Source organism: Streptomyces sp. NBC_00358, assembly GCF_036099295.1.
In the GTDB taxonomy this organism is placed as follows: Bacteria; Actinomycetota; Actinomycetes; order Streptomycetales; family Streptomycetaceae; genus Streptomyces.
This window is the reverse complement of sequence record NZ_CP107976.1, coordinates 4,229,695-4,255,807: the sequence shown is the minus strand read 5'-3', so window position 1 is coordinate 4,255,807 and position 26,113 is coordinate 4,229,695. Positions and strand designations below refer to the sequence as shown.

Sequence of the window (26,113 nt, the reverse complement as noted above, 5' to 3'; positions counted from 1 at the left end):
GAGGGGCTGAATCCTGCCCCTGCGGTCGAAGGGCGGGGCGGAGGGGCTGAACTCCGGCCCGCGGCCGGGAAGCCGACGGAGGGGCTGGAATCGGCCCTCAGCTCTCCACCGTGAAGCCGATCACCGTGCCGCCGCCCTTCCGGGGGTACGCGAACGGGGTGCCGCCGTGGGCCGTGGAGACCTCGCGGACGATCGACAGGCCGAGGCCCGAACCGGGGAGACTGCGGGCGTCGGCGGCGCGGTAGAAGCGGTCGAAGACGCGGACGAGGTCGTCGTCGCCGATTCCGGGGCCGCGGTCGAGCACCTCGACGCGCACCGGCCCCCGGCGAGGGCCCGAGCCCGTGCCGGCACCGGTGTCGCCGGAGTGCCCCGCGCCGGCCTGCGGGGCGGGCCCCGTCACCACGACCTCGATCGGCTCCGTTCCGCCCCGGTCGAACTTGGTGGCGTTCTCCACCAGGTTGGAGACCGCCCGCTGGAGGGCGCTGGGGCGGCCGTCGACCTCGGTGTCGCCGACGGCGTGGACGGTGATCTCCCGGCCGGTGCGGCGGCGGGCGACGATCGCGACGTCCTCGGCCAGATCGGCGAGATCGAGCCGCCGTACCGGCTCGGTGTCCGACTGGCCGGCCGCGAGGGCGACGAGTTCGTTGACCAGGTCGGTCAGCTCCCGGGACTCCAGGGCCAGATCGGCGACGATCTCCTCACGGGCGTCGGGCGGCAGTTCGTCGATCCGCCGGAGCATCGAGATGTTCGTACGCAGCGAGGTCAGCGGCGTGCGGAGTTCGTGTCCGGCGTCCTGGACCAGGCGGCGCTGGTCCTCCTCGGACTGGGCGAGGCGCCCGAGCATCCGGTCGAAGGACCGGCCGAGCCGGGCCACCTCGTCGTACCCGGTGACCGGCACCTGGATGCCGAGGCGACCGGTGCGCGCCACGTCCTCGGCGGCCCCGGCGAGCCGGACCAGACGCCGGGTGATGCGCCGGGCCAGCCACCAGCCGAACAGCCCCGCGGCGATCACGACGGCCCCGACGAGCAGGACGGTCCGCCGCTGGAGCACCCGGAGCAGATCCTCCGTGTCGCTGAACTGCTGGGCGACCTGCACCGCGCCCCGTCCGCCGCCGAGCGAGACGGTCGCCAGCCGGTAGCGGTCGTCGGCGACGCTGACGTCCTTGTGCTCCTCCACCTTGCCCGCGGTGCGGTCGTCGGCGATCGCCCGGTCGTGGCTGTCCACGGGCAGCGGCGGAACACCGCGGTCGACGATCGCGCCCTTGGGCCCGAGCACCTGAACGTCGGTGCGGCTGGGCCGGATGATGTCGTCGAGGGGTCCGTCGTGGTCGGGGTCGGAGGAGGCGAAGTCGCTTGTCTGCAGGGCGTCCTCACGCACCTGGTCGCGCAGGTCCTGCACCACCTCGGCGAAGACCGTCTGCTGGTCGACCCGCACCAGCCGGGCGGCGGCGTCGTAGCTCAGGAATCCGACCAGGACCGTGACGGCGGCGGCGACGGCCGCGAAGGACACGGTGAAGGTGGTCCGCAGGGAGGACACCTGCCGCAGCCGTCTTCGCACTCAGTCCTCCCTCAGGACGTATCCCACGCCCCGAACGGTGTGGATCAGCGCCGGTGCGCCCGGCTCGTCGAGCTTGCGCCGCAGGTAGCCCACGTAGACGGCGAGGTTCTTGGAGCCGGGGCCGAAGTCGTAGCCCCAGATCCGGTCGTAGATCGTGGAGTGGTCGAGGACGATGCCCGCGTTGCGGACGAGCAGTTCGAGCAGCTCGAACTCGGTCCGGGTCAGTTCCAGCTCGCGCTGCCCGCGCCAGGCCCGGCGTGCCTGGATGTCCATGCGCAGCCCGGCCGCGGAGACCTGACCGCTGGAGGTCTGGGGCTCCCGGGGCGCGGGCGGCGCCGCCGCGTCGTCGTCGGCTCCGGTCCCGGTGCGGCGCAGCAGGGCGCGCAGCCGGGCGAAGACCTCCTCGACGTCGAACGGCTTGACCACGTAGTCGTCGGCGCCCGCGTCGAGGCCCGCGATGCGGTCGGCGGTCTCGACGAGCGCGGTGAGCATCAGGATCGGGGTGCGGTTGCCCTCGGCGCGCAGCACGCGGCACACCTGGAGGCCGTCGATGCCGGGCATCATGACGTCCAGGAGGAGGACGTCCGGTGGTGTGCGGTGGGCCTGGGCGAGCGCTTCCACCCCGTCGGCCACGGCCGTCACCTCGTAGCCCTCCAGTGTCAGTGCCCTTTCCAGAGCATGGCGGATGGCGCGGTCGTCCTCGGCGAGCAGTACGTTCTGGGGCACCCGACCAGTCTGCCAAGCCGTTGGCGGCATGCGACCTGGTGAGCGGGTCCACGAACGGCCTTCTTACCGGCCTCTCACCCCTTTCCGGTGTGTCGGACGTGCCCCAAAGGTCCCGGCGCTGTCGCGGCGCGGCTCAGCCGACGTGCACCCGCGGCCGTCGTGCCCGGTCGGGCTCGGCCTCGCGCAGGACCTCCCGGGTGACCGGCGCCACCTCGCCCTGGCCGAAGAGGAAGAAGCGCAGGAAGTTGGTGAAGGGGTTGCCCTCGGTCCACTCGAAGTAGATGTGCGGGATACGGCCCGTGCTGTCGCGGACGTACAGCAGCAGGGCGGCGAGGGCGTTGGGGATGGAGGCGGACTCCAGGGTGAGGACGCGGTAGCGGCCGTGCAGGACCTCTCCGCGTACGTTCATCACCGACTCGAACTCCGAGGGGTCGCGCACGGTGACCTCAAGGAAGACGACGTCCTCCTGGACCGGGAGGTCGTGGTCGGCGCGGATCTGCTCGATCTTCTCGCGGTACTCGGCGACGTCGCGCTTGTCGGGTTCGTTGGCGACGAACCGGATCCGCCGGCTGGCGATGTCCCGTACGAACCGTTCGGCCATGTCGTCCATGGCCATGCTGGTCACCCGCAGCTCGAAGGCGCGGGCGAGCCGGGAGAGCAGGGAGACCAGGATGATGCCGGCGATGAAGCAGGCGCCGATCTTCACACCGTCGGGGCGCTCGATGACGTTGACGACGGTCGTGTAGAGGAAGACGGCCGAGATGACGGCGAAGCCGATGGTCCAGTGCTTCTGGCCGGCCTTGCGGGCGGCGATGGTGACGGCGATGGCGGCGGAGCTGATCAGGACGAGGACACCGGTCGCGTACGCGCCGCCCTGCGCGTCGACGTCGGCGTCGAAGATCCAGGTGACCAGGAACGCGATCAGGGTGAAGACGATCACCATGGGGCGGACGGCCCGCGCCCAGTGCGGGGCCATGCCGTAGCGCGGGAGATAGCGCGGCATGAGGTTGAGGAGCCCGGCCATGGCGGAGGCGCCGGCGAACCACAGGATGCAGATGGTGGAGACGTCGTAGACCGTGCCGAAGGCGTTGCCGAGGTACTCGTGGGCCAGGTAGGCGAGGGCGCGGCCGTTGGCCTGGCCGCCCGGCTGGAACTCCTTCGGCGGGATCAGCACGGTGGTGATGAAGCTGGTGACGATCAGGAACACGCTCATGATCACGGCGGCGGTGGTCAGCAGCTTCTTCGCGCCGCGGATCCGCCCGGTCGGCTTCTCCTCGGTGTCGCTGGTCTCGCCCTCGACGTGCGGCATGACCGCGACTCCGGTCTCGAAGCCGGACAGGCCGAGCGCGAGTTTCGGGAAGACCAGCAGGGACACCCCGATCATGGCCAGGACGTTCCCGTGTTCGGCGGTCAGCGCGGTGGACCAGTCGGTGACGAGGTGCTCGTGGGTGGCGACCTCCCAGACTCCCGCCACGGCGACCACGACGTTGAGCCCGAGGTAGATGCCGACGAGCACCACCGCTACGCCGATCGCCTCCAGGAAGCCCTTGAGGAAGACCGCGCCCAGCAGGGCCACCAGGAACAGGGTGATCACCATCTGCTTGTCGTGCAGCGCGCTGTTCAGATGCGGGTTCTCCACCAGGTGGGTGGAGGCGTCGGCCGCCGAGAGGGTGATGGTGATCAGGAAGTCGGTGGCGGCGAAGCCCAGCAGGGTGAGGACGAACAGCTTGCCCTTCCAGAAGGAGAGCAGGCGTTCCAGCATCGCGATGGAGCCCTCGCCGTGCGGGCTCTCCTCGGCGACGCGGCGGTAGACGGGCAGTGCGCCCGCCAGGGTGACGATGACGAGCACGACGGTCGCCACGGGGGACAGCAGTCCGGCCGCGAGGGCGGCGATGCCCGGCTGGTAGCCGAGGGTGGAGAAGTAGTCGACACCGGTCAGGCACATGACGCGCCACCAGCGCTGCCCCTTGTGCACGGGCGCGGGCGCCGCCGGGCCGGGCAGCCGGCGGCCCTTGGTCTTGCCCATGTCGGACAGGCCTTCCAGCATCCACGCCCGCAAGCGGCTCGGCGGTGCGGGCTCGGTGCTGGCCATCGGTGACTCTCCTGACGTACGGCTCTTCGAACGGTTCCGGCCATCGAGGAGACGGCGCCCATCAGCGTATGCAGAGAGTGATCCCTGGGCCCACGCGTCACGGGGCCCCAGGCGTCAAGCTTGCGTTAAGACCGGCCGGTCGCGCATCACGAGTACGCCAGGGGGCGGAGCGTGGCTATCGGCTCCGTGGCCGCGGAGGCACCGGCGGCTCTCCCCGGCGGACGGACCCCGGTGCCCGACCGGCCGGCCGGTCGGCATGGGCGGAGGAGGTGAGTTGCCAGGGCACGCTCGTCACCATCACACCCGGGGTGAAGAGCAGCCGGTTCTTGAGCCACAGCGCGGACTGGTTGTGGAGGAGGTTCTCCCACCAGTGGCCGACGACGTACTCGGGGACGAAGACGGCGACGATGTCGCGCGGGCTTTCGCGGCGCACCGCGCGGACGTACCCGACGACCGGCTTGGTGATCTCGCGGTAGGGGGAGTCGACGATCTTCAGCGGTACGTCGATGCCGTACTCCTCCCAGCGCCTGCGCAGCTCGGTCGTCTCGGCCGGGTCGACGGAGACAGTCAGTGCCTCCAACCGGTCGGGACGGGTGGCGTGCGCGTAGGCGAGGGCCCGCAGCGTCGGCTTGTGCAGCGTGGACACGAGCACGATCGCGAACACCCGGCTGGGCGGGGCGAGTTCACCGTGCGGGTCGGTCACCGCCAGCTCCGCCGCGGTGCTGTCGTAGTGGCGCCGGATCGCGCGCATCGTCACCCACAGCACGGCCGCCGCGAGGACGGCCAGCCACGCGCCCTGGGTGAACTTGGTGGTCAGGACGATGAGGAGGACGAGTCCGGTGACGACCGAGCCCACCGCGTTGATCAGGCGCGCCGTGTGGTGACGACGGCGCACGGTCACGTCGGGTTCGCCGCGCAGTTCCCGGTTCCAGTGCCGCACCATGCCGAGCTGGGAGAGGGTGAAGGAGGTGAACACGCCGAGGATGTAGAGGTGGATGAGGCTGGTGACGTTGGCCTTGTAGCCCCACAGCAACAGGCCCGCGACGATCGCGAGGGCCAGGATGCCGTTGGAGAAGGCCAGTCGGTCGCCCCGGTTGTGCAACTGATGGGGCAGATAGCGGTGTTGGGCGAGGATCGAGGACAGTGAGGGGAAGCCGTTGAAGGCCGTGTTCGCGGCCAGGACCAGGACGAGAGCCGTCGCCGCCTGGATGAAGTAGAAGCCGAAGCTGTGCTCCCCGCCGAACACGGCCGCCGCGACCTGTGCGATGACCGTGCGCTGTGTGTAGGAGGCGCAGTCGCCGCTCAACCCGGTGAGCCGGCACGAGTCGTCGGTGATGTGCACTTTCGAGACCAGCGCCAGCGTGGTGACACCGGCGAACATGACGATCGCGAGGCTGCCCATCGCCGCCAGGGTGGTGGCCGCGTTGGTCGCCTTGGGCTTGCGGAACGCCGGGACGCCGTTGGAGATCGCCTCCACGCCGGTCAGCGCCGTGCACCCGGAGGAGAACGCGCGCAGCACCAGCATCACCAGGGCCAGGCCCGTCAGGTGCGCGTCGGCGGGGTCCGGCGTGACACCGTAGGCGGCGCTCTCGGCGACCGGCGCGTCCCCGAGGGCGTACCGGATCATGCCGGTGACCACCATGACCAGCACACCGCCGATGAACAGATACGTCGGCGCGGCGAAGGCCCGCCCCGACTCGCGCACCCCCCGCAGGTTGACGGCCGCGAGGAGGGCCACGAAGACGAGCGCCATCGGGACGCGTTCGTGGGCGAGCCCGGGGATCGCCGAGATGATGTTGTCGACGCCGGAGGCGACGGAGACGGCGACCGTCATGACGTAGTCGACCAGGAGCGACGCGGCGACGACCAGTCCGGCCGAGGGGCCCAGGTTCGTCGACGCGACCTCGAAGGAACCGCCCCCGCTCGGATAGGCGTGCACCACCTGCCGGTACGACAGCACCACGACGGCCATCAGCGCCACCACCGCGCCCGCGATCCACGGCGTGAAGTGCAGATACGCCAGTCCGCCGAGGGTGAGGACGAGAAGGATCTCCTGTGTCGCGTACGCCACGGACGACAGCGGGTCGGAGGCGAAGATCGGCAGGGCCAGGCGCTTGGGCAGCAGCGTCGAGTGCAGTTCCTCGCTGCGCATCGCCCGGCCGATCACCAGGCGTTTGAGGATCTCCGTCACGTTGAGCACGGGCGGAGGTTAAGCCCGGGGACGAGGAGCGGGCGGCCCCGACACTCAGTCCAGTCCCGACACCTTGAACACCGTCCTCGCCGTCTCACGGTCGATGCGCTCCGAGATCCGGCGCAGCGCCGTCTCCCCGCAGGTGAGGGAGCCGCGCAGCGCGGAGACGCGGGCGTCCTCGTCCAGCCGGTGCCACAGCGCGGGGCTGGCGACCAGGACCCGCGGGTCGACCTCGACGCGCGCGCCGGAGGCGTCGCGCAGCACGAGCCGCTGCCCGACGCCGTCCAGGCAGCGCACGGACACCAGTCGGTCGGTCCGCACCCGGCGGGTGCCGAGCGGTCCGCTCGACGTCAGCCAGCCCTCGCCCGCGGCGATCCGGACGGGGCACAGGACGAGGAAGAGCAGCGCCGCGAGGGCGAACCACAGCAGGGCGCGCAGGTCGGTGAGGGTGCCGGCGGCCCCGTCGATCAGTACGAGGAGGGCGAGGAGCGCGCCCGCGCAGCGCAGCGAGCTGCGCAGGTCCTGGGCCCAGAGAAGGTCGTGCGCGACCTCCTCGGCGGGCGGGGGTACCTCGGCCGCCTCGCACGGACCGTCGCGGCTTTCCATACCTCCGACGGTAGTGAACGGCGGAACCGGAAGCGGTGTGCCTTGACGGGTCTTTGATGAGCCATGGCGTCAACGTTGCGTCATGGAGGAGGAGATCGACGCGAAGATCCCGCAAGGGGTGATCACGCGGGCCCGGAGCGGGGAACAACCTGGGCGCAGCCGCACACCGCCTTCCCGCGTGTGCGGCTCCTCAGGCGAGGGCCCGTGAGGGGCCGCGCCCCGAGACGAGGAGCAGCCGCCCCATGTCCGTCCTGACCGCCACCCCCGGTGCCGCCCCCGCCGACGACGACCCTCCGGATACCGGCGAGCGCCACCGGCTCACCGCCGTCACCGGCCTGGCCGCCCTGTCCCTGGACGCGATGGCGTCGGTGGCGTACGGCCCCGAGGCGATCGTCCTGGTGCTCGCGGCCGCCGGTGCGCACGGCCTCGGTTTCACCCTGCCGGTCACCCTCGCCATCGCCGCCCTGCTCGCCGTGCTCGTCGCCTCCTACCGGCAGGTGATCGCCGCGTTCCCGGACGGCGGTGGCTCGTACGCGGTCGCCAGGACCCACCTCGGCGCCCGTACGAGCCTGGTGGCCGCGGCCTCGCTGGTCCTGGACTACGTACTCAACGCGGCCGTCGCCGTCACGGCCGGGGTGGCCGCCCTGACCTCGGCCTTCCCCGGGCTCTACGACGACCGGCTGTGGATCTGCCTCGCCGTGCTCGCGCTGATCACGGGCGTGAACCTGCGCGGCATCGTCGAGTCCGCGCGGGCCTTCATCGTGCCGACCGTCGTATTCGTCGGCTCGGTCTTCGGGATCGTCGTCGTCGGCCTCTTCCGGTCCGGCCCGGCCAGCACCGCCGCCGCCGAAGGACACGCCTCCGTCCTCGCCGACAACGCCACCTCGGTCGGCGCCCTGCTCCTGCTGAAGGCCTTCGCCTCCGGGTGCAGCGCCCTCACCGGTGTCGAGGCCCTCGCCAACGCCGTGCCGTCCTTCCGTGTGCCGCGCGCGAGGCGGGCCCAGCGCGCGGAGGTCGCCCTCGGCGCGGTGCTCGGCGCGATGCTCATCGGCCTGTCCGTGCTGATCTCGCGCTTCCATCTCCAGCCGGTCGAAGGCGTCACCGTCCTGGCGCAGCTCGCGGACGCCTCCCTGGGCCACAACTGGGCTTTCTACGTCGTCCAGTTCGCGACGATGCTTCTGCTCGCCCTGTCCGCGAACACTTCCTTCGGCGGGCTTCCCGTCCTGCTGAAGCTCCTCGCCCGGGACAACTACCTGCCGCACGTCTTCGCCCTCAAGGCCGACCGCCAGGTGCACCGGCACGGGGTGCTCGCGCTGGCTCTCGTCTCGGCGGGCCTGCTGGTCTTCTCCGGCGGCGACACCAACACCCTCGTGCCGCTCTTCGCCATCGGTGTCTTCATCGGCTTCACGATCGCCCAGGTCGGCATGGTCCGGCACTGGCGCGAGGAGCGGGGGAGCGGATGGCGGGGCAAGGCCGTCCTCAACGGATGCGGCGCCTTGCTCACCGGTGTCTCCGCCGTCGTCGTGACCGGCGGCAAGTTCGCGGACGGCGCCTGGCTGATCGTGATCGCGCTCCCGCTGCTGGTGGCCGCCTTCGAGACCGTGCACCGGGCGTACGCGCGGATCGGCGAGCGGCTCGGCCTCGGCCGCATCCCGGAGCGGCCGCACCGCGACCGCTCCGTCGTGATCGTCCCGGTGTCGAACCTGTCCCGGCTCACCTGCGAGGCGCTCAACGCCGCCGGCTCGCTCGGCGACGAGGTGCGCGCGGTGACCGTGTGCCACCGGGACCCCGAGGACCGTGCTCAGGTGGCGGCCCTGGAGGCGGCCTGGGAGCTGTGGAACCCGGGCGTCCCCCTCGTCCGGGTCACCTCCGGGGACCGCTCTCTGGGGCGCCCGATCGCCGCGTACGTGCGTGAGACCGCCGCGCCGGGCACCCGGGTCACCGTGCTGATCCCGGAGGTCGAGCCCGAGCGTCTGTGGCAGCGGCTGCTGCAGAACCAGCGGGGTGCCGTGGTGGCGCACGCGGTGCGCCGGGACACGGACGCGGTGATCTGCCGCCTGCGGTTCCGGCTGTCCTGACGGGTGCCTCCGGTTCCGGCCGCCCCGACTCGTAAGGGATGCGTCAAAGGCGGGCCGTGTCCCGTATGGGGGGCGTCAACGGTGGCCGGATCCGGACGGTGAGGCGTTTTGCTCTAACCGTCAGTTCAATTCCGAACCTGTCTAGGAGTTCCGATGGCCGACGTGGCCTTCGTCGTCACCACGATCGCGGTGTTCGCGCTGGTGGCCCTCGTCGCCAAGGGGGTGACGAAGCTGTGACCGCCGAGAACATCGTCGGCCTGGTCGTGGCCGTCGCCCTGCTGGGCTATCTCGTCCTCGCCCTGGTCTTCCCGGAGAGGTTCTGAGCCCCGTCATGAGTCCCGTTCTCGCCGGCGTGCTCCAGTTGCTGGCCCTCATAGCGGCGCTGGCACTCGCCTACCGTCCCCTCGGCGACTACATGGCCCGGGTCTACTCCTCCGACAAGCACCTGCGCGTCGAGAAGTGGATCTACAAGGGCATCGGTGCCGACCCGGACACGCAGATGCGCTGGCCCGCCTATCTGCGCGGTGTCCTTGCCTTCTCCACCGTCAGCGTCCTCTTCCTCTATCTCCTTCAGCGTCTGCAGGGTCATCTGCCCGGCTCGCTGGGCTTCACGGCGATCGACCCGGACCAGGCGTTCAACACGGCCGCCTCGTTCGTGACGAACACCAACTGGCAGTCGTACTACGGCGAGCAGGCCATGGGCCACGTCGTGCAGACCGCCGGTCTGGCCGTGCAGAACTTCGTCTCCGCGGCCGTCGGCATGGCGGTGGCCGTGGCCCTGGTGCGTGGCTTCGCCCGCTCGCGGACCGGTGAGCTCGGCAACTTCTGGTCCGATCTGGTGCGCGGGGTGGTGCGCATCCTGCTGCCGCTGTCCGTCGTCGCCGCGGTCGTCCTGGTGGCGTGCGGCGCGATCCAGAACTTCTCCGGCATCCACGAGGTCGGCCAGTTCTTCGGTGGTTCGCAGCAGTGGAACGGCGGCGCGGTCGCCTCGCAGGAGGCGATCAAGGAGGTGGGCACCAACGGCGGCGGCTACTTCAACGCCAACTCCGCGCACCCCTTCGAGAACCCGACGCCGTTCTCGAACCTCTTCGAGATCTTCCTGCTGCTGGTGATCCCGTTCGCACTGACCCGCACCTTCGGCGTGATGGTCGGCTCGGTCCGCCAGGGCTACGCGATCCTCGCGACGATGGTCACCATCTGGATCGGCTTCACCGCGCTGATGATGGCCACCGAGTTCCACCACCACGGTCCGGCGTTCGACATCGCCGGCGGGGCGATGGAGGGCAAGGAGACCCGCTTCGGTGTCGGTGCCTCGTCGATCTTCGCGGTGGCCACGACGCTGACGTCGACGGGCGCGGTGGACTCCTTCCACTCCTCGTTCACCGGACTCGGCGGCGGTATCACCATGCTGGGCATGCAGCTCGGCGAGATCGCGCCCGGCGGTACAGGGTCCGGTCTCTACGGCATGCTGATCATGGCGGTCATCGCGGTGTTCATCGCCGGTCTGATGGTCGGGCGTACACCGGAGTACCTGGGCAAGAAGATCGGCACCCGCGAGATCAAGTTCGCCGCGTGCTACATCCTGATCACCCCGGCGCTGGTGCTCGTCTTCACCGCCGCCGCGATGGCCCTGCCCACCCCGGGCCACTCGATGACCAACTCCGGCGCGCACGGGTTCTCCGAGATCCTCTACGCCTACACCTCGGGCGCCAACAACAACGGCTCGGCCTTCGCGGGCCTGAACGCCGACACGCAGTGGTTCAACACCACGATCGGGCTGGCCATGCTGCTGGGCCGCTTCCTGCCGATGGTGTTCGTGCTGGCGCTGGCGGGTTCGCTCGCCCGGCAGCAGCCCGTCCCGGCCACCGCCGGCACCCTGCGCACGGAGAAGCCGCTGTTCACGGGTCTGCTGGTGGGCGCGGTCCTGATCATCACCGGTCTGACCTACTTCCCGGCCCTGGCGCTGGGTCCGCTGGCCGAGGGGCTGGCGTCATGACCACGCGTGCGGAGGACCCCGTCATGACCACTCGTACGGACAACCAAGAGGACGCCGTGTCCACGACTGTTCCCACGCGGGCGCCGCACAGCGACGTGCCGACCGGCCACCAGGACGAAGGAAGGGTCGGGGCGGGTCTGTTCGACCCCGGGCAGCTTCTCAGGTCGCTGCCGGACGCGTTCCGCAAGCTCGACCCGCGGGTGATGGTCAAGTCGCCCGTGATGTTCGTCGTCCTCGTCGGCTCCGTGCTGACGACGGTCTTCTCGTTCAAGGACCCGGGCGACTGGTTCGGCTGGGCGATCAGCGCCTGGCTGTGGCTCACCGTCGTCTTCGCCAACCTGGCGGAGGCGGTGGCCGAGGGGCGAGGCAAGGCCCAGGCGGACACCCTCAGGAAGGCCAAGACGGACACGGTCGCGCGCCGGCTCTCCGAGGACGGCAGGTCCGAGGAGCGGGTGCCCGGAACCGAGCTGAGGATCGGTGACCTGGTCGTCTGCGAGGCGGGCGACATCATCCCCGGCGACGGTGACGTGGTCGAGGGGGTCGCGTCCGTCGACGAGTCGGCCATCACCGGCGAGTCGGCCCCGGTCATCCGGGAGTCCGGCGGCGACCGGTCCGCCGTCACCGGCGGCACGAAGGTGCTCTCCGACCGTGTCGTCATCAAGATCACGACGAAGCCGGGGGAGACGTTCATCGACCGGATGATCGCCCTGGTCGAGGGCGCGGCCCGGCAGAAGACGCCCAACGAGATCGCGCTGAACATCCTCCTCGCGTCCCTGACGATCGTGTTCCTGCTCGCGGTGGCCACCCTGCCGCCGTTCGCGGACTACGCGGGCACCCACCTGACGATGGTCGTCCTGGTGGCCCTGCTTGTCTGCCTGATCCCGACCACCATCGGCGCCCTGCTCTCCGCGATCGGCATCGCGGGCATGGACCGCCTGGTCCAGCGCAACGTACTCGCCATGTCCGGAAGGGCCGTCGAGGCCGCCGGTGACGTCTCCACCCTGCTCCTCGACAAGACCGGCACCATCACCCTCGGCAACCGGCAGGCCTCCGAGTTCGTCCCGGTGACCGGGACGACCGAGGCCGAGGTCGCCGACGCCGCCCAGCTCTCCTCGCTGGCCGACGAGACACCCGAGGGCCGCTCCATCGTCGTACTGGCGAAGGAGAAGTACGGGCTGCGCGAACGCCACCAGGGCGAACTCGCGGGCGCCGAATGGATCGCCTTCACCGCCCAGACCCGCATGTCGGGTGTGGACGTCGACGGCCGGAAGATCCGCAAGGGCGCGGCCGGTTCGGTCGTCACCTGGGTCGAGGAACAGGGCGGTGAGGTGTCCGCGGACGCCGGCACCCTCGCCGACCGGATCTCCGAGGCGGGCGGCACCCCGCTGCTGGTGGCCGTCCATGACGGCGGGGGTGCCCGGGTCCTGGGCGTCATCCACCTCAAGGACGTCGTCAAGGACGGCATGCGCGAACGGTTCGACGAACTGCGCCGCATGGGCATCAAGACCATCATGATCACGGGCGACAACCCGCTGACGGCCAAGGCGATCGCCGAGGAGGCGGGCGTCGACGACTTCCTCGCGGAGGCGACCCCCGAGGACAAGATGGCCCTCATCAAGCGGGAGCAGGCGGGCGGCAAGCTCGTCGCGATGACCGGCGACGGCACCAACGACGCCCCCGCGCTGGCGCAGGCGGACGTGGGCGTGGCCATGAACACCGGCACCTCGGCCGCCAAGGAGGCCGGGAACATGGTGGACCTGGACTCCAACCCCACCAAGCTCATCGAGATCGTCGAGATCGGCAAGCAACTGCTGATCACCCGGGGCGCGTTGACGACGTTCTCCATCGCCAACGACGTCGCCAAGTACTTCGCGATCATCCCGGCGCTGTTCGCCGCGGTCTATCCGGGCCTGGACAAGCTCAACGTCATGCACCTGTCCTCGCCCGACTCCGCGATCCTCTCCGCCGTCATCTTCAACGCGCTGATCATCATCGCGCTGGTCCCGCTCGCCCTGCGAGGCGTGCAGTACCGCCCGGTCAGCGCCGACAAGTTGCTCCGCCGCAACCTCGGGGTCTACGGCCTCGGCGGCCTGGTGGCGCCCTTCATCGGTATCAAGATCATCGACCTGCTCATCTCCCTCGTCCCCGGGCTGTAACTCCTCGAAAGCGTGCTGATCGGCTATGAACAACTCGGTTACGAACACAGCCCGGTTGCTGTGGGCAGGCCTGCGGGCGCTGCTCGTGCTGACCCTGGTGACGGGGGTGCTGTACCCGCTCGCCGTCACCGGGGTCGCCCAGAGCCTGTTCTCGCACCAGGCCAACGGCTCGGAGATCAAGGCGGACGGCAAGGTCGTCGGCTCCTCGCTCATCGGGCAGGCCTACAACCTGCCGCTGAAGAAGGGCCGACAGACCCCGGAGCCCGACCTGAAGTGGTTCCAGGGCCGCCCGCAGAACGGGCTCGGGACCAACAGCGTCAACACCCGGTACGAGCTGATCCTGTCCGGCGCGACCAACCGGTCCGGGGACAACAAGGACTTGATCGACTGGGTGACCGCCGCCAAGAAGGCCGTCATCAAGGACAACTCGGTCCCCGGCTACACGGTCGGGCCCGAGGACGTGCCCGCCGAGGCGGTCACCTCCTCGGGGTCCGGCCTCGACCCGGACATCTCGCCGCAGTACGCGGACATCCAGGTGCACCGCGTCGCGGAGAAGAACGGTCTGCCCGTCGCCCAGGTACGGAAACTGGTCGACGAGCACACCGACGGCCGGACCCTCGGCTTCATCGGCGAACCCCGCGTCAACGTCCTCGAACTCAACATCGCGCTCAAGGCACTTGTGGAGAAGGGCTGACGGCGTCGACGGGGCTGATGGGGTTGCGAAGGGTCAGACCAGGTGGGCGAAGACCACCAGGTTGTCGGTGTAGTCCTTGACGGTTCGGTCGTAGGTGCCGGCACAGGTGATGAGGCGGACCTCGGCGTCCGGAGTGTCGGCGTACACCCGGTCGTCGGGGAAGTCGTTCTTCGCGAAGGTCTCCGCGCTGTCGACGACGAACGACGCCGTGCGTCCGTCCGACCGCTCGACACTGAACTTGTCGCCCTTCTTCAGGTCGCCGAGACCGGCGAACACGGCGGCGGAGGTCGTCGTGTCGACGTGCCCGGCGATGATCGCCGCACCCACCTCACCGGGGGAGACGCCCTTGGCGTACCAGCCGACCAGGTTCGTGTCGCCCGCGGGCGGGGGCTGGAGCTTGCCCGTGTCGTCGATGGCGAGTTCGGTGAAGGGCGCGTCCACCGAGATCTTCGGGATGAGCAGCCGGGTCGGCTCGGACCACGGGAGATGCTTCGTGGCCGGGCGGTCGTTCGAGGGCGAGGCCGCGGCCCCGTGCGAGGGCGCGGGGGCCGCGGCGGCACGCGTGGTGGGGGAGGGACCGGACGGGCCGTCGGCCCGGTGCGACAGGTTCGTGGCCAGCAGGACCGCGATCCCGGCGCACCACACGATCCACGTCGTACGACGCCGGGCCGTCCGGTCGGGCGACGGGTACGGGGTCTCAGCGGGAGAGGACAACCGGGCTGCCATCGGGTACCACCTCATCGGGTCGGGGCAGCGGAACGGACTGGGCGGGGACAGCGAGACAGCGGGGACGCGGAAGCGGGGCTCAGCAAGAACGGAAGGAGAAGCGCAAGAGAGGCGAGGGAGGCAAGAGGGGCAAGGAAGGCGAGGGAGAGCAGGGGGAGAGCGGAGGGGGAGTCGGGCTGGGTGGGGAGACCGGCCGGGCCGCCACGGGGGCGTGGGTGGCGGCCCGGACCGCTATGTCGTCAGGCATGGTCAGGCCACACCACCCTGAGCGCTTCTACGGCGCAGCATGTAGACGCCCGCGGCCGCGAGACCCAGGACGCCGATTCCGCCGGCCGTGATGCCCGACGAGGTGGCGAGACCGCCGCCACCGGTGTGCATGCCGCCGTGCGGCTTGTCCTCCTCCTTGCTGCTCGAGTCCCACGAGCCCTTGTCCTGACCGGAGTCCCAGGAGCCGCTGCCGCTGTCGGAGCTGGACGAGCCCTTGTCCTTGTAGGTCTCCGGGTCGTACTTCTTGTCGCCCTTGGACGAGTCGTCGGTCTTGACGGACATCAGCGCACCGCCGCCGGTGTGCATGCCGCCCTCGGGCTTCTCGTGGTGCCAGGTGTCCTTGCCGTGGTCGCTGCTGTCCTGGTCGTGCTCCTTGCCGTAGCCGGAGTCCTCGTGCTCCTTGCCGTAGCCGGAGTCCTCGTGCTCCTTGCTGGAGGAAGAGGAAGACGAGGAAGAAGAGGAGGACGAGGACGAGGAGTCGCCGTGGTCCCAGTCGCCGGCCGAGACGGCGTGCGCGCCGGGGGCGGCGATCGCGAGGGCGGCGGTGGCCGTCGCGGTAGCGAGGAGCATGCGGGCAGATCGCATTGTCGAGTCCTTCCGTCGGGATCGGGCAGCTGACCTCTTGTCAGCGGAAAAGAACCCGGCCCGACGTGATCCACCGTCAAGCCGAACTGCTCCGCGCACCACTTGGGAAGCGCGCCCGGCCGACGGCCGAGGCCCCGCCGGCCGGCCGCCCCGATGGCCGCCCGGCGCCGGACCGGCATCTCTGACCTGCTGATTCACCGTGCGAGCCCGATGGTTTTCGGTCCTGGGCGGCGCCTCGCGCATGACCCGATCGGCGGCGACTCGTCTGCCCGCCCTGATGCGTGGCAGGTACGGCCCGGCGTCAGATCCCGTTGTCCCAGAGGCTTTTGTCCTTTGGAGAGTCATGGATGACTCATCGGCGAGTCGTGTCTTCCGACGCCTCAAGGTGCCTGTAGATTCGCCCGCCGCATCGCCCTCCTGGTCACCTCCCCGGCTCCCGGTCACCTCCCCGGCTCCGGGGCTCCGCTGCCCTCCGGCCCCCTCCCGACCTCCGGCCTCCGTCCTGACCCGGGAGGCCTCGCTCCTGGCCAGGCTTCCCGCCTGGCACACTGATCGGCTGTGCGGGCGAGAGGGGCGATCATGGGTGACGGTCGGAAGATCACGGTGGTGACCGGCGGCAGCCGCGGTATCGGCGCCGCCGTGTGCCGGCGGCTGGCTCTGGAGGGCCACGACGTCGTCATCGGCTACCGGTCCGATCGCACGGCGGCCGAGACGGTGGCGGAAGCCGTGATGGACGCGGGCCGACGCTGTCTGCCGGTGGCCGTGGACACCTCCGACCCCGCCGCGGTCGACGGACTCTTCGACGCGGCGGCCGAACTCGGCCCGGTCACCGGCCTGGTGAACAACGCCGGTGTCAGCGGACCCAACGGACCGCTGGCTGACGCCGACCCCGAGGGCATGCGGGACGCCCTCGCGGTCAACGTCCTCGGCTATCTGCTCTGCGCGCGCCGCGCGGTACGGGAGATGACCGCGTCCGGCGGGGGAGCGATCGTCAACATCTCGTCCGCCGCGGCGACCCTCGGCAGTCCCGGCCAGTACGTCCACTACGCCGCCGCGAAGGCGGCCGTCGACGCCCTGACCGTCGGTCTGTCCAAGGAGGTGGCCGCTGCCGGGATCCGGGTGAACTGTGTCGCCCCGGGCACCGTCTGGACCGACTTCCACGAGGACCCGCAGCGTCCGGCCCGGGTGGCCGCCGTCGTCCCCATGGGCCGCGCGGGCAGGCCGGAGGAGATCTCCGGCGCGGTGGCCTGGCTCCTGTCGGACGACGCCTCGTACACGACGGGCGCGGTACTCCGGGTCGCGGGCGGGATATAGGAGCGTCCGCCGGGGTCCCGGAGATGCGGCTCGACGCCGGTCACGGTCCGGCGGACCTGAGCGGAGCCCACGCGAGCCCACGCGAGCCCGAGCCCGGACATGAGTCCGGCGAGCCCGAGCCGAGCGAGATCCCGGGCCGGAGCCGGAGCCGACGCATGATCGGCTCAGTGCTCAGTGCTCAGTGCTCAGTGCTCAGGGCCACACCAGGCAATAAGGCTGATGCCCCGCCTCGTGCAGGCGGTGGGAGAAGTCCTGCCATTCGTGCAGCAACTGGTAGACGTTGAAGGCGTCGCGCGGGCCGCCCCGGTCGGGGACGGTGGACCAGATGAAGGCCGCCGCTCCGACGGCCTCCTCGCCTATCCCGCGCAACGGGTCGACGACGGTCATCGGGAGCTTGACCACGGCGTAGTCGGGATGCAGGACGACCAGTTCGAGCGGCGGCACCTTGTGCAGGGGGACGCCTTCTATGCCGGTGAGGACCATCGCGGCCATCGTCTCCGGCTTGATCTTGGTGAACATGCCGTTCATGCCGAGCTCGTCGCCGCCGAGTTCCTCGGGGCGCATCGAGATCGGGACCCGGGCCGCCGTCGCGCCGTCCGGCGCGCCGAAGTATTTGTACGTCACCCCCACCCGGCCACCATTCCCGCTCTCCGCTCGCAGTCGTTCGACCGCGCGATCGATCCGCTGGGGTTCGCTCTGCGACCCCTGTGCCTGTCCAGCTCTTGTGCCGGCCGCTTCCTCCGCCTCGCGTCGGTGCTTCCCCCGCCGGGCACGCCGAGGGTTGAGGTCATCGGTCCCCTCGCCCAGTCCGCCACCGCGATGCATATCTCCACCCGACTGCTTTTCTAAGTCGCGCGACCCCCGCCACGCAACCCGATCATCGTGACAGTGACCTCCCCCACGGTCGCACGCCGAAACGTGCGCCGAAACACCTGTCCGCGGGATCTTCGCGGCCCCTGAACACCGTCGTTCATGTGAGCTGTCCGTTCGTAGCCCCAGTTTCGCAGATGGCCGGGGGAAGGGACCCGGTTGTCGTAACGGGCTCCGTCACACCCGCCCCACGATGGCCGGGATCATTCCTCTGAGGAGCCGTACGTCGGGCCGGGTTCATCCGTTCACGGCCCCCCGTTCTTCCCCGCACGGCTCTCCTGGACCCCTGGCCTACCCTGAGGAGGTCACTAGCCCCCCGGAGTCGGAGACGTCGCAGGTCATGACCGAACTGCCTTATCCCTATGCAGCCCCAGCCTCGCAGTCGCTGTTCGACCGTGCGGCGGCCGTCACACCAGGTGGCGTGAACTCTCCGGTGCGGGCCTTCCGCGCCGTGGGCGGTACGCCCCGGTTCATGGTGTCCGGTACCGGTCCGTACCTGACCGACGCCGACGGCCGTGAGTATGTCGACCTCGTCTGTTCCTGGGGTCCGATGATCCTCGGGCACTCCCACCCCCAGGTCATCGCCGCCGTTCAGGAAGCCGTCTCGCGCGGTACGTCCTTCGGCACGCCCGGTGAGGGAGAGGTCGTCCTCGCCGAGGAGATCGTCGCCCGCGTCGAGCCCGTCGAGCAGGTCCGGCTGGTCTCCAGCGGCACCGAGGCGACGATGTCGGCCATCCGGCTGGCGCGCGGGTTCACCCGGCGGTCGAAGGTGATCAAGTTCGCCGGCTGCTACCACGGGCATGTCGACTCGCTCCTCGCCGCGGCGGGCAGCGGGCTGGCGACCTTCGCGCTGCCCGACACGCCCGGTGTGACCGGCGCCCAGGCCGCCGACACCATCGTGCTGCCCTACAACGACCTCGAAGCCGTACAGGCCGCCTTCCACGCGCACCCCGGTGAGATCGCCTGTGTGATCACCGAGGCCTCGCCCGGAAACATGGGTGTGGTGCCGCCCGCGCCCGGCTTCAACCAGGGACTCAAGGACGCCTGCGCGAAGAACGGCGCCCTCTTCGTCTCCGACGAGGTCATGACCGGCTTCCGCACCAGCAGGGCCGGCTGGTACGGCATCGACGGCGTCCGCCCCGACCTGATGACCTTCGGCAAGGTGATGGGCGGCGGCTTCCCGGCCGCCGCGTTCGGTGGCCGGGAGGACGTGATGGCGCACCTCGCGCCCGCCGGGCCGGTGTACCAGGCGGGCACGCTCTCGGGCAATCCCGTCGCCACGGCCGCCGGGCTCGCGCAGTTGCGGCTGCTCGACGAGGCCGCGTACGACAAGGTCGACGCGGTGTCGGAGCGGATCCGGACGCTGGTGACCGAGGCGCTCACGAAGGAGGGTGTGACCCACCGCCTGCAGAGCGCCTCCAACATGTTCTCCGTGTTCTTCACGGGACGTGAGGTGCGCGACTACGAGGGCGCGAAGGCGCAGGAGTCCTTCCGCTACACCGCGTTCTTCCACTCGATGCTGGCGCAGGGCGTGTATCTGCCGCCGTCGTCGTTCGAGTCGTGGTTCGTGTCGACGGCCCATGACGACCAGGCGATTCAGCGGATCGCCGACGCCCTTCCGGCGGCGGCGCGGGCAGCGGCGGAGGCCACGGCATGAGCGAGACCCTCGGTACGACCGGCGAGACCGGCGGCAGCGGCGACGACATCACCGTCGTCCACCTGATGCGGCACGGCGAGGTCGCCAACCCGGACGGGGTGCTCTACGGGCGGCTCCCCGGGTACCACCTGTCCGAGCTCGGCCGGCGGATGGCCGACCGGGTGGCCGAGCACCTCACCTCGCGCGATGTCACGCATGTCGTGGCCTCGCCGCTGGAGCGGGCGCAGGAGACGGCCACTCCGATCGCGAAGGCCCACGGGCTCGACCTGGCGACCGACGGGCGGCTCATCGAGGCCGACAACGTCTTCCAGGGCAAGACCTTCGGTGTCGGGGACGGCGCGCTGCGGCGGCCGGAGAACTGGAAGCACCTCGTCAACCCCTTCAAGCCGTCCTGGGGCGAGCCGTACGTCGACCAGGTCGTGCGGATGATGGGGGCGCTGGACGCCGCCAAGGACGCCGCGCGCGGCCACGAGGCGGTGCTGGTGAGCCATCAGCTGCCGATCTGGATCGTCCGCAGCTACGCGGAGAAGCGCCGGCTGTGGCACGACCCGCGCAAACGGCAGTGCACGCTGGCCTCCTTGACGACTTTCACCTACCGAGGCGACAAGATCGTGTCGGTGGGTTACACCGAGCCCGCGCGTGACCTGGTTCCGGCGCATCTCCTCGCGGGCGCCAAGCCGGTGAAGGGCAAGGGCAAGGCGTTCGGCGCCTGACGGGCATGCCCGGGGTCCGGCGGGCAGCATCGATAATCCGGGCCAAATGGTCGTATCTTCGTAAAATCATATAAATCTGAGCGCGTTAGACGGAACCTTCGACTTCATCGTGCCCTCTCATGGGATGCCAGCTGAGAGCCAGCTGAGAGGGTGCGATGAAATGAGGACCGTATGCGGGACGTCAGCCGGAGGGGAATGATCGGCCTCGGTGCGGGCGCCGCGGCCGCGATGGGACTTGCCGCGTGCGGCACCACGACGGGGAAGGACGCCTCGGGTCATCCCGGCGCTTCCCCCACCGCCGGCACCGGCGTGCCGGGCGCCCCGAAGAAGCCGACCCTGCGTCCCATCGGCGACGGTTCGACCGCGTACACCGGCAAGCAGCCGCGCCAGCCCCAGGCCCCCGTGCCGCTGGAACCTGGCGAGACCCCGCCGCAGTTCGTGGTCTTCTCCTGGGACGGCGCAGGAGAGGTCGGCACCGGTCTGTTCGACCGCTTTCTCCGGCTCGCCAAGGAGAACGACGCGCACATGACGTTCTTCCTCTCCGGGCTCTATCTGCTGCCCGAGTCGAAGAAGCGCGCGTACGACCCGCCCAACAACCCCCGCGGCGCCTCGGACATCGGCTACCTGAGCGACGAACACGTCCGGTCCACCCTGAAGCTGGTCCGTCAGGCCTGGCTCGACGGCCACGAGATCGGCACCCACTTCAACGGCCACTTCTGCGGCGGCTCCGGCTCCGTCGGCAACTGGACGGCCCGGCAGTGGCGCAGCGAGATCGACCAGGCCAAGTCCTTCGTCACCGAGTGGCGCACCAATACGGGCTGGACCGACCTGCCCCCGCTGCCCTTCGACTACGAGAAGGAGCTCATCGGCGCCCGCACTCCGTGTCTGCTCGGCCAGAACAACCTGCTGCCCGCCGCCAAGGAGCTCGGGTGGCGCTACGACGCCTCCTCGCCCGGCGGTGTCCAGCGCTGGCCGCAGAAGAAGGAGGGGCTGTGGGACCTGCCGCTGCAGGCGATGCCCTTCCCCGGGCACCGCTTCGAGGTCCTCTCGATGGACTACAACATCCTCGCCAACCAGTCGGTCGCCTCCACCCGGGCACCCTCGTACAACTACCCGGGCTGGCGCACCCAGGCGTCCGCGTCGTACGTGGCGGGATTCAAGCGGGCATACGAGACGAATCGTGCCCCCTTCTTCATCGGCAACCACTTCGAGGAGTGGAACGGCGGCATCTACATGGACGCCGTCGAGCACGTGTTCACCCACATCGCCCGGGAGAAGGAAAAGGGCTCCGACGTGCGCATGGTCTCCTTCCGCCAGTTCGTGGACTGGCTGGACGTGCAGCGGCCCGAGGTGCTGGCGAAACTCCAGTCCATGGAGGTCGCGGAGCAGCCGGACGGGGGCTGGCACTCCTTCCTCCGGGGACAGGCCGCCTGAAATGCGGGTTTCCACCCGCAAGGGGGGTGCGGAAGATCCCCGAAACGGGCATGCGAAACTTTTCACATGAGTGCCGCCTGCCGCGCAGACCAGCGCCCGAACCGCACCCGTGCCGCCCTGTTCACCGCAGGGGCCGCCGTCGCCGCGCTCGTGCTGTCCGCGTGCACCTCCGGGGGCACCTCCGGCGGCGCGGGCAACAGCAACTACGTCTCCGGCAAGGACGGCATCTCCACCGTCGCCAAGGGGTCCCGCGACACCGCGCCGGACCTCTCGGGCACGACCATCGACGGCAAGCGGCTCGACGTCGCGGACTACAAGGGCAAGGTCGTCGTCCTCAACATCTGGGGCTCCTGGTGCCCGCCGTGCCGCGCCGAGACCCCGAACCTGGTCAAGGTCGCCAAGGAGACCGCCGGGCAGGGTGTGCAGTTCGTCGGCATCAACACCCGTGACCCCAGCACCGACCTGGCCAGGGCCTTCGAGAAGCAGCAGGACGTCCCGTACCCCAGCCTGTACGACCGGACGGGCAAGCTGATGCTCCGCTTCAAGAAGGGCACGCTCAACCCGCAGACGATCCCCTCCACGATCATCATCGACCGGAACGGGAAGATCGCGGCCCGCACGCTGCAGGCGCTCAGCGTGGACACGCTGCACGAGATGCTCGACCCCGTACTCGCGGAGAAGTGACCGGCGTGTCCCTTCTCCAGACGTCCGTGAACCTCGCCGCCCCGACCGGTATGAACACCACGGTCTACAGCGGCGCCCTGCTGCTCGCGCTGCCGATCGCCGTGCTCGGCGGGCTCGTCTCCTTCTTCTCGCCGTGCGTCCTGCCGCTCGTACCTGGCTATCTGTCGTACGTCACCGGGGTCAGCGGCACGGACCTGGCCGAGGCCAGACGAGGGCGGATGGTCGCGGGGGCCAGTCTGTTCGTGCTCGGGTTCACCGCCGTGTTCGTCTCCGGCGGGGCCCTGTTCGGGTACTTCGGCTCGACGCTGCACGAGTACAACGGCGTCCTCAGCAAGGTCCTCGGCGCCCTGATGATCGCGATGGGCGTGTTCTTCATGGGGCTGATGCCCTGGCTCACCCAGCGCGAGTTCCGCTTCCACCGGCGCCCGGTGACAGGGCTCGCGGGCGCCCCGATACTGGGCGCGCTCTTCGGTATCGGCTGGACGCCCTGTCTGGGCCCGACACTCACCTCCGTCACCGTGCTCTCCATGGACCAGGCGAGCGCCGGGCGCGGGGCCATACTGACCGTCGCGTACTGCCTCGGTCTGGGAGTGCCCTTCGTCCTCGCCGCCGTCGCCTTCCGCAAGGCGCTCGGCGCGTTCGGCTGGGTGAAGCGGCACTACACCTGGGTGATGCGGATCGGCGGCGGAATGATGATCGTGACCGGCCTGCTGCTGCTCACCGGTGCCTGGGACGGCATCGTGCAGCAGATGCAGACCTGGTCCGACGGCTTCACGGTAGGGATCTGATCCATGAGCACGACCGACACCGGCAACACGTCCGAGTCCCCCGCGACTTCGGAGGACGACGGCGCGCCGGACCCGGTGGGCGCCAAGCGGCACATCGGGGTGAGTGCCGACGGCGAACTCGGCGAGGCCGGGTCGCAGCTGTCCACCGCGCCCGTGGAGACGGTGGTGCCCGGCTCCTTCGGCGGCACCCGCAAGCCCGGCGCCGCGGGGTGGCTCGCCTGGACCGCCCGTGAAGTGACGGGCTGGGCCCGCTGGTTCTGGCGCCAGCTCACGTCGATGCGGGTCGCCCTGATCCTGCTCTTCCTGCTGTCGCTCGGCGCCATCCCCGGATCGCTGATCCCGCAGTCCGGCACCGACGCCCAGAAGGTGGCGGCCTTCAAGGCCGCGCACAGCGTCCTCGGACCCGTCTACGACAAGCTCGGGCTGTTCCACGTGTACAGCTCGGTGTGGTTCTCCTCGATCTACATCCTGCTGTTCGTCTCGCTCATCGGCTGCATCGTGCCCCGCACCTGGCAGTTCGTCGGGCAGTTGCGCGGCCGTCCGCCGGGCGCCCCCAAGCGGCTGACCCGGCTGCCCGCGTACGCGACCTGGCGCACCGCGGCGGAACCCGAGCAGGTCCGCGAGATCGCGCTGAAGGTGCTCAGGCAGAAGCGGTTCAGGGCGCACGTCGACAAGGACGCCGTAGCCGCGGAGAAGGGCTATCTGCGCGAGACCGGCAACCTGCTGTTCCACATGGCGCTGATCGTGATGCTCGTCGCCTTCGCCTGGGGCCAGCTCTTCAAGTCCGAGGGCGACAAGCTGATCGTCGAGGGCGACGGCTTCTCCAACACGCTCCTGTCCTACGACGACTTCAAGTCCGGCAACCTCTTCAGCACCGACGACCTGACCCCGTTCAGCTTCGATCTGAAGAACTTCACCGGCACCTACGAGCGGACCGGCCCCAACAAGGGCACGCCCCGCAGGTACCAGGCGGCCGTCACCTACAGCGAGGGTGCCTACGGCAAGGAGCGCAAGACGCTCATCAAGGTCAACGAGCCGCTGGTGATCGGTGACACGAAGGTCTATCTCACCGCCCACGGCTACGCGCCCACCGTGACCGTCCGGGACGGCAAGGGCAAGGTCGTCTTCCACGACGCCGTGCCGCTGCTGCCGCTCGACTCCAACGTCACCTCGCAGGGCGCCGTCAAGGTCATGGACGGCTACAGGAACGCGCAGGGCAAGAGCGAACAGCTCGGCTTCTCCGCCTTCTTCGTGCCGACGTTCGCCGGGGCGGGCAAGGGCGACATGTTCTCCCAGTTCCCCGCGCTCGACTATCCGGTGCTCGCGCTGAGCGGCTTCCACGGAAGCCTCGGGGTCGACGCGGGCCTGCCGCAGAACGTGTACCAGCTCGAAACCACCCACATGAAGCAGTTCAAGGACGCCAAGGGCGCGATCGTCAAGGCGCGGCTGCGTCCCGGCGAGACGATGACGCTTCCGGGCGGCGCCGGGTCGATCACCTTCGACAAGGACATCAAGGAGTGGGCGAACTTCCAGGTCACCCAGCAGCCCGGCAGTGTCTGGGCGCTGGCCGGGGCGTTCACCGCGATCTTCGGACTCGCCGGTTCGCTGTTCATCCAGCGCCGCCGTGTCTGGGTGCGGGCGACCACCGGCCCTGACGGCGTCACCGTCGTCGAGATGGCCGGGCTCGGCCGCAGCGAGTCCGCGAAGCTTCCCGAGGAGCTCGGCGACCTGGCCGCGCTCGTGCACGAACAGGCACCCACCAAGCCCGACGAAGACGCGGCACCCACCGACGCCGACGCCGAACCCCCCGTACCCGCCGCTGAAGGGTCCAAGAAGCAGTGACGCTCGCCACCGCACACGACCTTGGCGCCGTGACCGATCTGGCCACCGCGACCAACGAACACCTCGCCAACATCAGCAACACGCTGATCTACTCCGCGATGGCCGTCTACACCCTGGCCTTCTTCGCCTTCATCGCCGAGTGGCTCTTCGGCAGCCGCAGCAAGGTCGCCCGCACCGCCAACGCGCTCACCGCGGACGGTGCCAAGGCGGCCGGGGCGGCCCCCGAGGTCACCGTGCAGAAGGCCGGCGGAACCGCCGTGCTGGAGCGGCCGAAGGTCGTCACCCGGTCCGCCGCGGGCGCGCGCGACGTGCCCGACGGGCCCGGTGCGCACGGCGGGGACGAGCAGGGTGACCTCTACGGGCGTATCGCCGTGTCCCTCAGCGTGCTGGCGTGGGCCGTCGAGGCGGCCGGTGTGCTCGCCCGCGCGATGTCCGTGGGCCGGGCGCCGTGGGGCAACATGTACGAGTTCAACATCACCTTCTCCACCGTCGCCGTCGCGGTCTTCCTGGTCCTGCTCGCGCTCAAGAAGGACGTCCGCTGGCTCGGCCTCCCGCTGATCACCACGGTCCTCCTCGATCTCGGTCTCGCCGTCACCGTCCTGTACACCGCGAGCGACCAACTGGTCCCCGCGCTGCACTCGTACTGGCTGTACATCCACGTGTCGACCGCGATCCTGTGCGGCGCCGTCTTCTACGTGGGCGCCGTCGGCACGATCCTGTACCTCTTCAAGGACTCGTACGAGAACAAGCTCGTGAACGGCGGACAGCCCGGACGGTTCGCCACCTCCGTCATGGAGCGGCTGCCCGCCGCGGCCTCGCTCGACAAGTTCTCCTACCGCGTGAACGCCGCCGTCTTCCCGCTGTGGACGTTCACGATCATCGCGGGCGCGATCTGGGCGGGCGACGCCTGGGGCCGCTACTGGGGCTGGGACCCCAAGGAGACCTGGGCGTTCATCACCTGGGTCGCCTACGCCTGCCACCTGCACGCGCGCGCCACGGCCGGCTGGAAGGGCCGCAAGGCCGCCTACATCGCCCTGATCGCCTTCGGCTGCTGGCTGTTCAACTACTACGGCGTCAACATCTTCGTCGGAGGCAAGCACTCCTACGCGGGCGTCTGACCCGCCCCGAAGCACCAA

21 protein-coding genes are annotated in these 26,113 nt (G+C 70.0%); 13 read left to right on the top strand and 8 right to left on the bottom strand.

Annotation, left to right across the window (positions count from 1 at the left end):
- Window positions 1-97: 97 nt before the first annotated feature.
- The 5 genes from OHT01_RS17895 to OHT01_RS17875 form a co-directional block, all read right to left on the bottom strand.
- The gene (locus OHT01_RS17895) at window positions 98-1,558 is read right to left on the bottom strand and encodes a sensor histidine kinase (RefSeq protein ID WP_328554143.1); all 1,461 of its coding nucleotides are present in this window, start codon (window positions 1,556-1,558) and stop codon (window positions 98-100) included.
- The gene (locus OHT01_RS17890; protein WP_328554142.1) at window positions 1,559-2,314 is read right to left on the bottom strand and encodes a response regulator transcription factor; all 756 of its coding nucleotides are present in this window, start codon (window positions 2,312-2,314) and stop codon (window positions 1,559-1,561) included.
- A gap of 103 nt (window positions 2,315-2,417) precedes the next feature.
- Window positions 2,418-4,376, bottom strand: coding sequence for an amino acid transporter (locus tag OHT01_RS17885; protein WP_328554141.1), 1,959 nt, complete (start codon window positions 4,374-4,376; stop codon window positions 2,418-2,420).
- A gap of 175 nt (window positions 4,377-4,551) precedes the next feature.
- Window positions 4,552-6,528 carry an APC family permease gene (locus OHT01_RS17880; protein WP_443043533.1) on the bottom strand — a complete coding sequence of 659 codons (1,977 nt, stop codon included), beginning with the start codon at window positions 6,526-6,528 and terminating at the stop codon, window positions 4,552-4,554.
- Between the two features lie 93 nt (window positions 6,529-6,621).
- The gene (locus OHT01_RS17875; protein ID WP_328554139.1) at window positions 6,622-7,173 is read right to left on the bottom strand and encodes a hypothetical protein; all 552 of its coding nucleotides are present in this window, start codon (window positions 7,171-7,173) and stop codon (window positions 6,622-6,624) included.
- Window positions 7,174-7,415: 242 nt separating this feature from the next.
- On the opposite strand from OHT01_RS17875, the gene OHT01_RS17870 reads away from it, so the two are divergent.
- From OHT01_RS17870 to OHT01_RS17850, 5 genes are all read left to right on the top strand, one after another.
- Window positions 7,416-9,251, top strand: a complete 1,836-nt coding sequence (locus OHT01_RS17870) for an APC family permease (protein WP_328554138.1) — start codon at window positions 7,416-7,418, stop codon at window positions 9,249-9,251.
- 233 nt (window positions 9,252-9,484) lie between these two features.
- Complete coding sequence (kdpF, locus tag OHT01_RS17865; RefSeq protein WP_033264828.1) at window positions 9,485-9,574, top strand: K(+)-transporting ATPase subunit F; 90 nt, start codon at window positions 9,485-9,487, stop codon at window positions 9,572-9,574.
- A gap of 8 nt (window positions 9,575-9,582) precedes the next feature.
- Window positions 9,583-11,247: a potassium-transporting ATPase subunit KdpA gene (gene kdpA, locus OHT01_RS17860; protein WP_328554137.1), complete on the top strand. Its 1,665-nt coding sequence runs from the start codon at window positions 9,583-9,585 to the stop codon at window positions 11,245-11,247.
- Window positions 11,248-11,270: 23 nt separating this feature from the next.
- The gene (gene kdpB, locus OHT01_RS17855; RefSeq protein WP_328554136.1) at window positions 11,271-13,403 is read left to right on the top strand and encodes a potassium-transporting ATPase subunit KdpB; all 2,133 of its coding nucleotides are present in this window, start codon (window positions 11,271-11,273) and stop codon (window positions 13,401-13,403) included.
- Between the two features lie 25 nt (window positions 13,404-13,428).
- A complete protein-coding gene (locus OHT01_RS17850; protein ID WP_328554135.1) occupies window positions 13,429-14,097 on the top strand; it encodes a potassium-transporting ATPase subunit C in 669 nt (222 codons plus the stop codon).
- A gap of 33 nt (window positions 14,098-14,130) precedes the next feature.
- Here OHT01_RS17850 and OHT01_RS17845 read toward each other — a convergent pair whose 3' ends face one another.
- Together OHT01_RS17845 and OHT01_RS17840 are read right to left on the bottom strand one after the other, a co-directional pair.
- A complete protein-coding gene (locus OHT01_RS17845) occupies window positions 14,131-14,823 on the bottom strand; it encodes a class F sortase (RefSeq protein WP_328554134.1) in 693 nt (230 codons plus the stop codon).
- 249 nt (window positions 14,824-15,072) lie between these two features.
- A complete protein-coding gene (locus tag OHT01_RS17840; protein ID WP_328554133.1) occupies window positions 15,073-15,675 on the bottom strand; it encodes a hypothetical protein in 603 nt (200 codons plus the stop codon).
- Between the two features lie 579 nt (window positions 15,676-16,254).
- On the opposite strand from OHT01_RS17840, the gene OHT01_RS17835 reads away from it, so the two are divergent.
- Window positions 16,255-16,989, top strand: coding sequence for an SDR family NAD(P)-dependent oxidoreductase (locus tag OHT01_RS17835; RefSeq protein WP_328554132.1), 735 nt, complete (start codon window positions 16,255-16,257; stop codon window positions 16,987-16,989).
- A 192-nt stretch (window positions 16,990-17,181) separates the two neighbouring features.
- Here OHT01_RS17835 and OHT01_RS17830 read toward each other — a convergent pair whose 3' ends face one another.
- Window positions 17,182-17,619: a hypothetical protein gene (locus tag OHT01_RS17830; RefSeq protein ID WP_003974483.1), complete on the bottom strand. Its 438-nt coding sequence runs from the start codon at window positions 17,617-17,619 to the stop codon at window positions 17,182-17,184.
- A 580-nt stretch (window positions 17,620-18,199) separates the two neighbouring features.
- Between OHT01_RS17830 and hemL the strand changes: the two genes are divergently transcribed.
- The 7 genes from hemL to ccsB all read left to right on the top strand — a co-directional run bounded on the left by hemL (window position 18,200) and on the right by ccsB (window position 26,095).
- A complete protein-coding gene (gene hemL / locus OHT01_RS17825; protein ID WP_328554131.1) occupies window positions 18,200-19,516 on the top strand; it encodes a glutamate-1-semialdehyde 2,1-aminomutase in 1,317 nt (438 codons plus the stop codon).
- Entirely contained in the window at window positions 19,513-20,229 is a 717-nt protein-coding gene (locus OHT01_RS17820; RefSeq protein WP_328554130.1) for a histidine phosphatase family protein, read from the top strand. The genes hemL and OHT01_RS17820 overlap by 4 nt, the downstream gene beginning before the upstream one ends.
- 171 nt (window positions 20,230-20,400) lie before the next feature.
- Window positions 20,401-21,663 carry a hypothetical protein gene (locus OHT01_RS17815; RefSeq protein ID WP_328554129.1) on the top strand — a complete coding sequence of 421 codons (1,263 nt, stop codon included), beginning with the start codon at window positions 20,401-20,403 and terminating at the stop codon, window positions 21,661-21,663.
- A gap of 66 nt (window positions 21,664-21,729) precedes the next feature.
- Window positions 21,730-22,347, top strand: coding sequence for a TlpA family protein disulfide reductase (locus OHT01_RS17810; RefSeq protein WP_328554128.1), 618 nt, complete (start codon window positions 21,730-21,732; stop codon window positions 22,345-22,347).
- Between the two features lie 50 nt (window positions 22,348-22,397).
- Window positions 22,398-23,135, top strand: a complete 738-nt coding sequence (locus OHT01_RS17805) for a cytochrome c biogenesis CcdA family protein (protein WP_328558157.1) — start codon at window positions 22,398-22,400, stop codon at window positions 23,133-23,135.
- 3 nt (window positions 23,136-23,138) lie between these two features.
- Window positions 23,139-24,977 (top strand): cytochrome c biogenesis protein ResB, encoded by a 1,839-nt coding sequence (gene resB, locus OHT01_RS17800; RefSeq protein WP_328554127.1) that lies wholly within the window; start codon window positions 23,139-23,141, stop codon window positions 24,975-24,977.
- Between the two features lie 29 nt (window positions 24,978-25,006).
- Entirely contained in the window at window positions 25,007-26,095 is a 1,089-nt protein-coding gene (gene ccsB, locus OHT01_RS17795) for a c-type cytochrome biogenesis protein CcsB (RefSeq protein WP_328554126.1), read from the top strand.
- The last annotated feature ends 18 nt before the right edge of the window (window positions 26,096-26,113 follow it).

What these genes read in the sequence shown, in the direction of transcription:
- OHT01_RS17870 (WP_328554138.1), top strand. Translation starts at nt 7,416, where the DNA reads ATGTCCGTCCTGACCGCCACCCCCGGTGCCGCCCCCGCCGACGACGAC.
- OHT01_RS17835 (WP_328554132.1), top strand. Translation starts at nt 16,255, where the DNA reads ATGGGTGACGGTCGGAAGATCACGGTGGTGACCGGCGGCAGCCGCGGT.
- OHT01_RS17850 (WP_328554135.1), top strand. Translation starts at nt 13,429, where the DNA reads ATGAACAACTCGGTTACGAACACAGCCCGGTTGCTGTGGGCAGGCCTG.
- OHT01_RS17840 (WP_328554133.1), bottom strand. Translation starts at nt 15,675, where the DNA reads ATGCGATCTGCCCGCATGCTCCTCGCTACCGCGACGGCCACCGCCGCC.
- kdpB (WP_328554136.1), top strand. Translation starts at nt 11,271, where the DNA reads ATGACCACTCGTACGGACAACCAAGAGGACGCCGTGTCCACGACTGTT.
- OHT01_RS17890 (WP_328554142.1), bottom strand. Translation starts at nt 2,314, where the DNA reads ATGCCGCCAACGGCTTGGCAGACTGGTCGGGTGCCCCAGAACGTACTG.
- kdpA (WP_328554137.1), top strand. Translation starts at nt 9,583, where the DNA reads ATGAGTCCCGTTCTCGCCGGCGTGCTCCAGTTGCTGGCCCTCATAGCG.
- OHT01_RS17810 (WP_328554128.1), top strand. Translation starts at nt 21,730, where the DNA reads ATGAGTGCCGCCTGCCGCGCAGACCAGCGCCCGAACCGCACCCGTGCC.
- OHT01_RS17845 (WP_328554134.1), bottom strand. Translation starts at nt 14,823, where the DNA reads ATGGCAGCCCGGTTGTCCTCTCCCGCTGAGACCCCGTACCCGTCGCCC.
- OHT01_RS17815 (WP_328554129.1), top strand. Translation starts at nt 20,401, where the DNA reads ATGCGGGACGTCAGCCGGAGGGGAATGATCGGCCTCGGTGCGGGCGCC.
- OHT01_RS17805 (WP_328558157.1), top strand. Translation starts at nt 22,398, where the DNA reads ATGAACACCACGGTCTACAGCGGCGCCCTGCTGCTCGCGCTGCCGATC.
- OHT01_RS17885 (WP_328554141.1), bottom strand. Translation starts at nt 4,376, where the DNA reads ATGGCCAGCACCGAGCCCGCACCGCCGAGCCGCTTGCGGGCGTGGATG.
- OHT01_RS17820 (WP_328554130.1), top strand. Translation starts at nt 19,513, where the DNA reads ATGAGCGAGACCCTCGGTACGACCGGCGAGACCGGCGGCAGCGGCGAC.
- resB (WP_328554127.1), top strand. Translation starts at nt 23,139, where the DNA reads ATGAGCACGACCGACACCGGCAACACGTCCGAGTCCCCCGCGACTTCG.
- OHT01_RS17880 (WP_443043533.1), bottom strand. Translation starts at nt 6,528, where the DNA reads ATGCGCAGCGAGGAACTGCACTCGACGCTGCTGCCCAAGCGCCTGGCC.
- OHT01_RS17875 (WP_328554139.1), bottom strand. Translation starts at nt 7,173, where the DNA reads ATGGAAAGCCGCGACGGTCCGTGCGAGGCGGCCGAGGTACCCCCGCCC.
- hemL (WP_328554131.1), top strand. Translation starts at nt 18,200, where the DNA reads ATGACCGAACTGCCTTATCCCTATGCAGCCCCAGCCTCGCAGTCGCTG.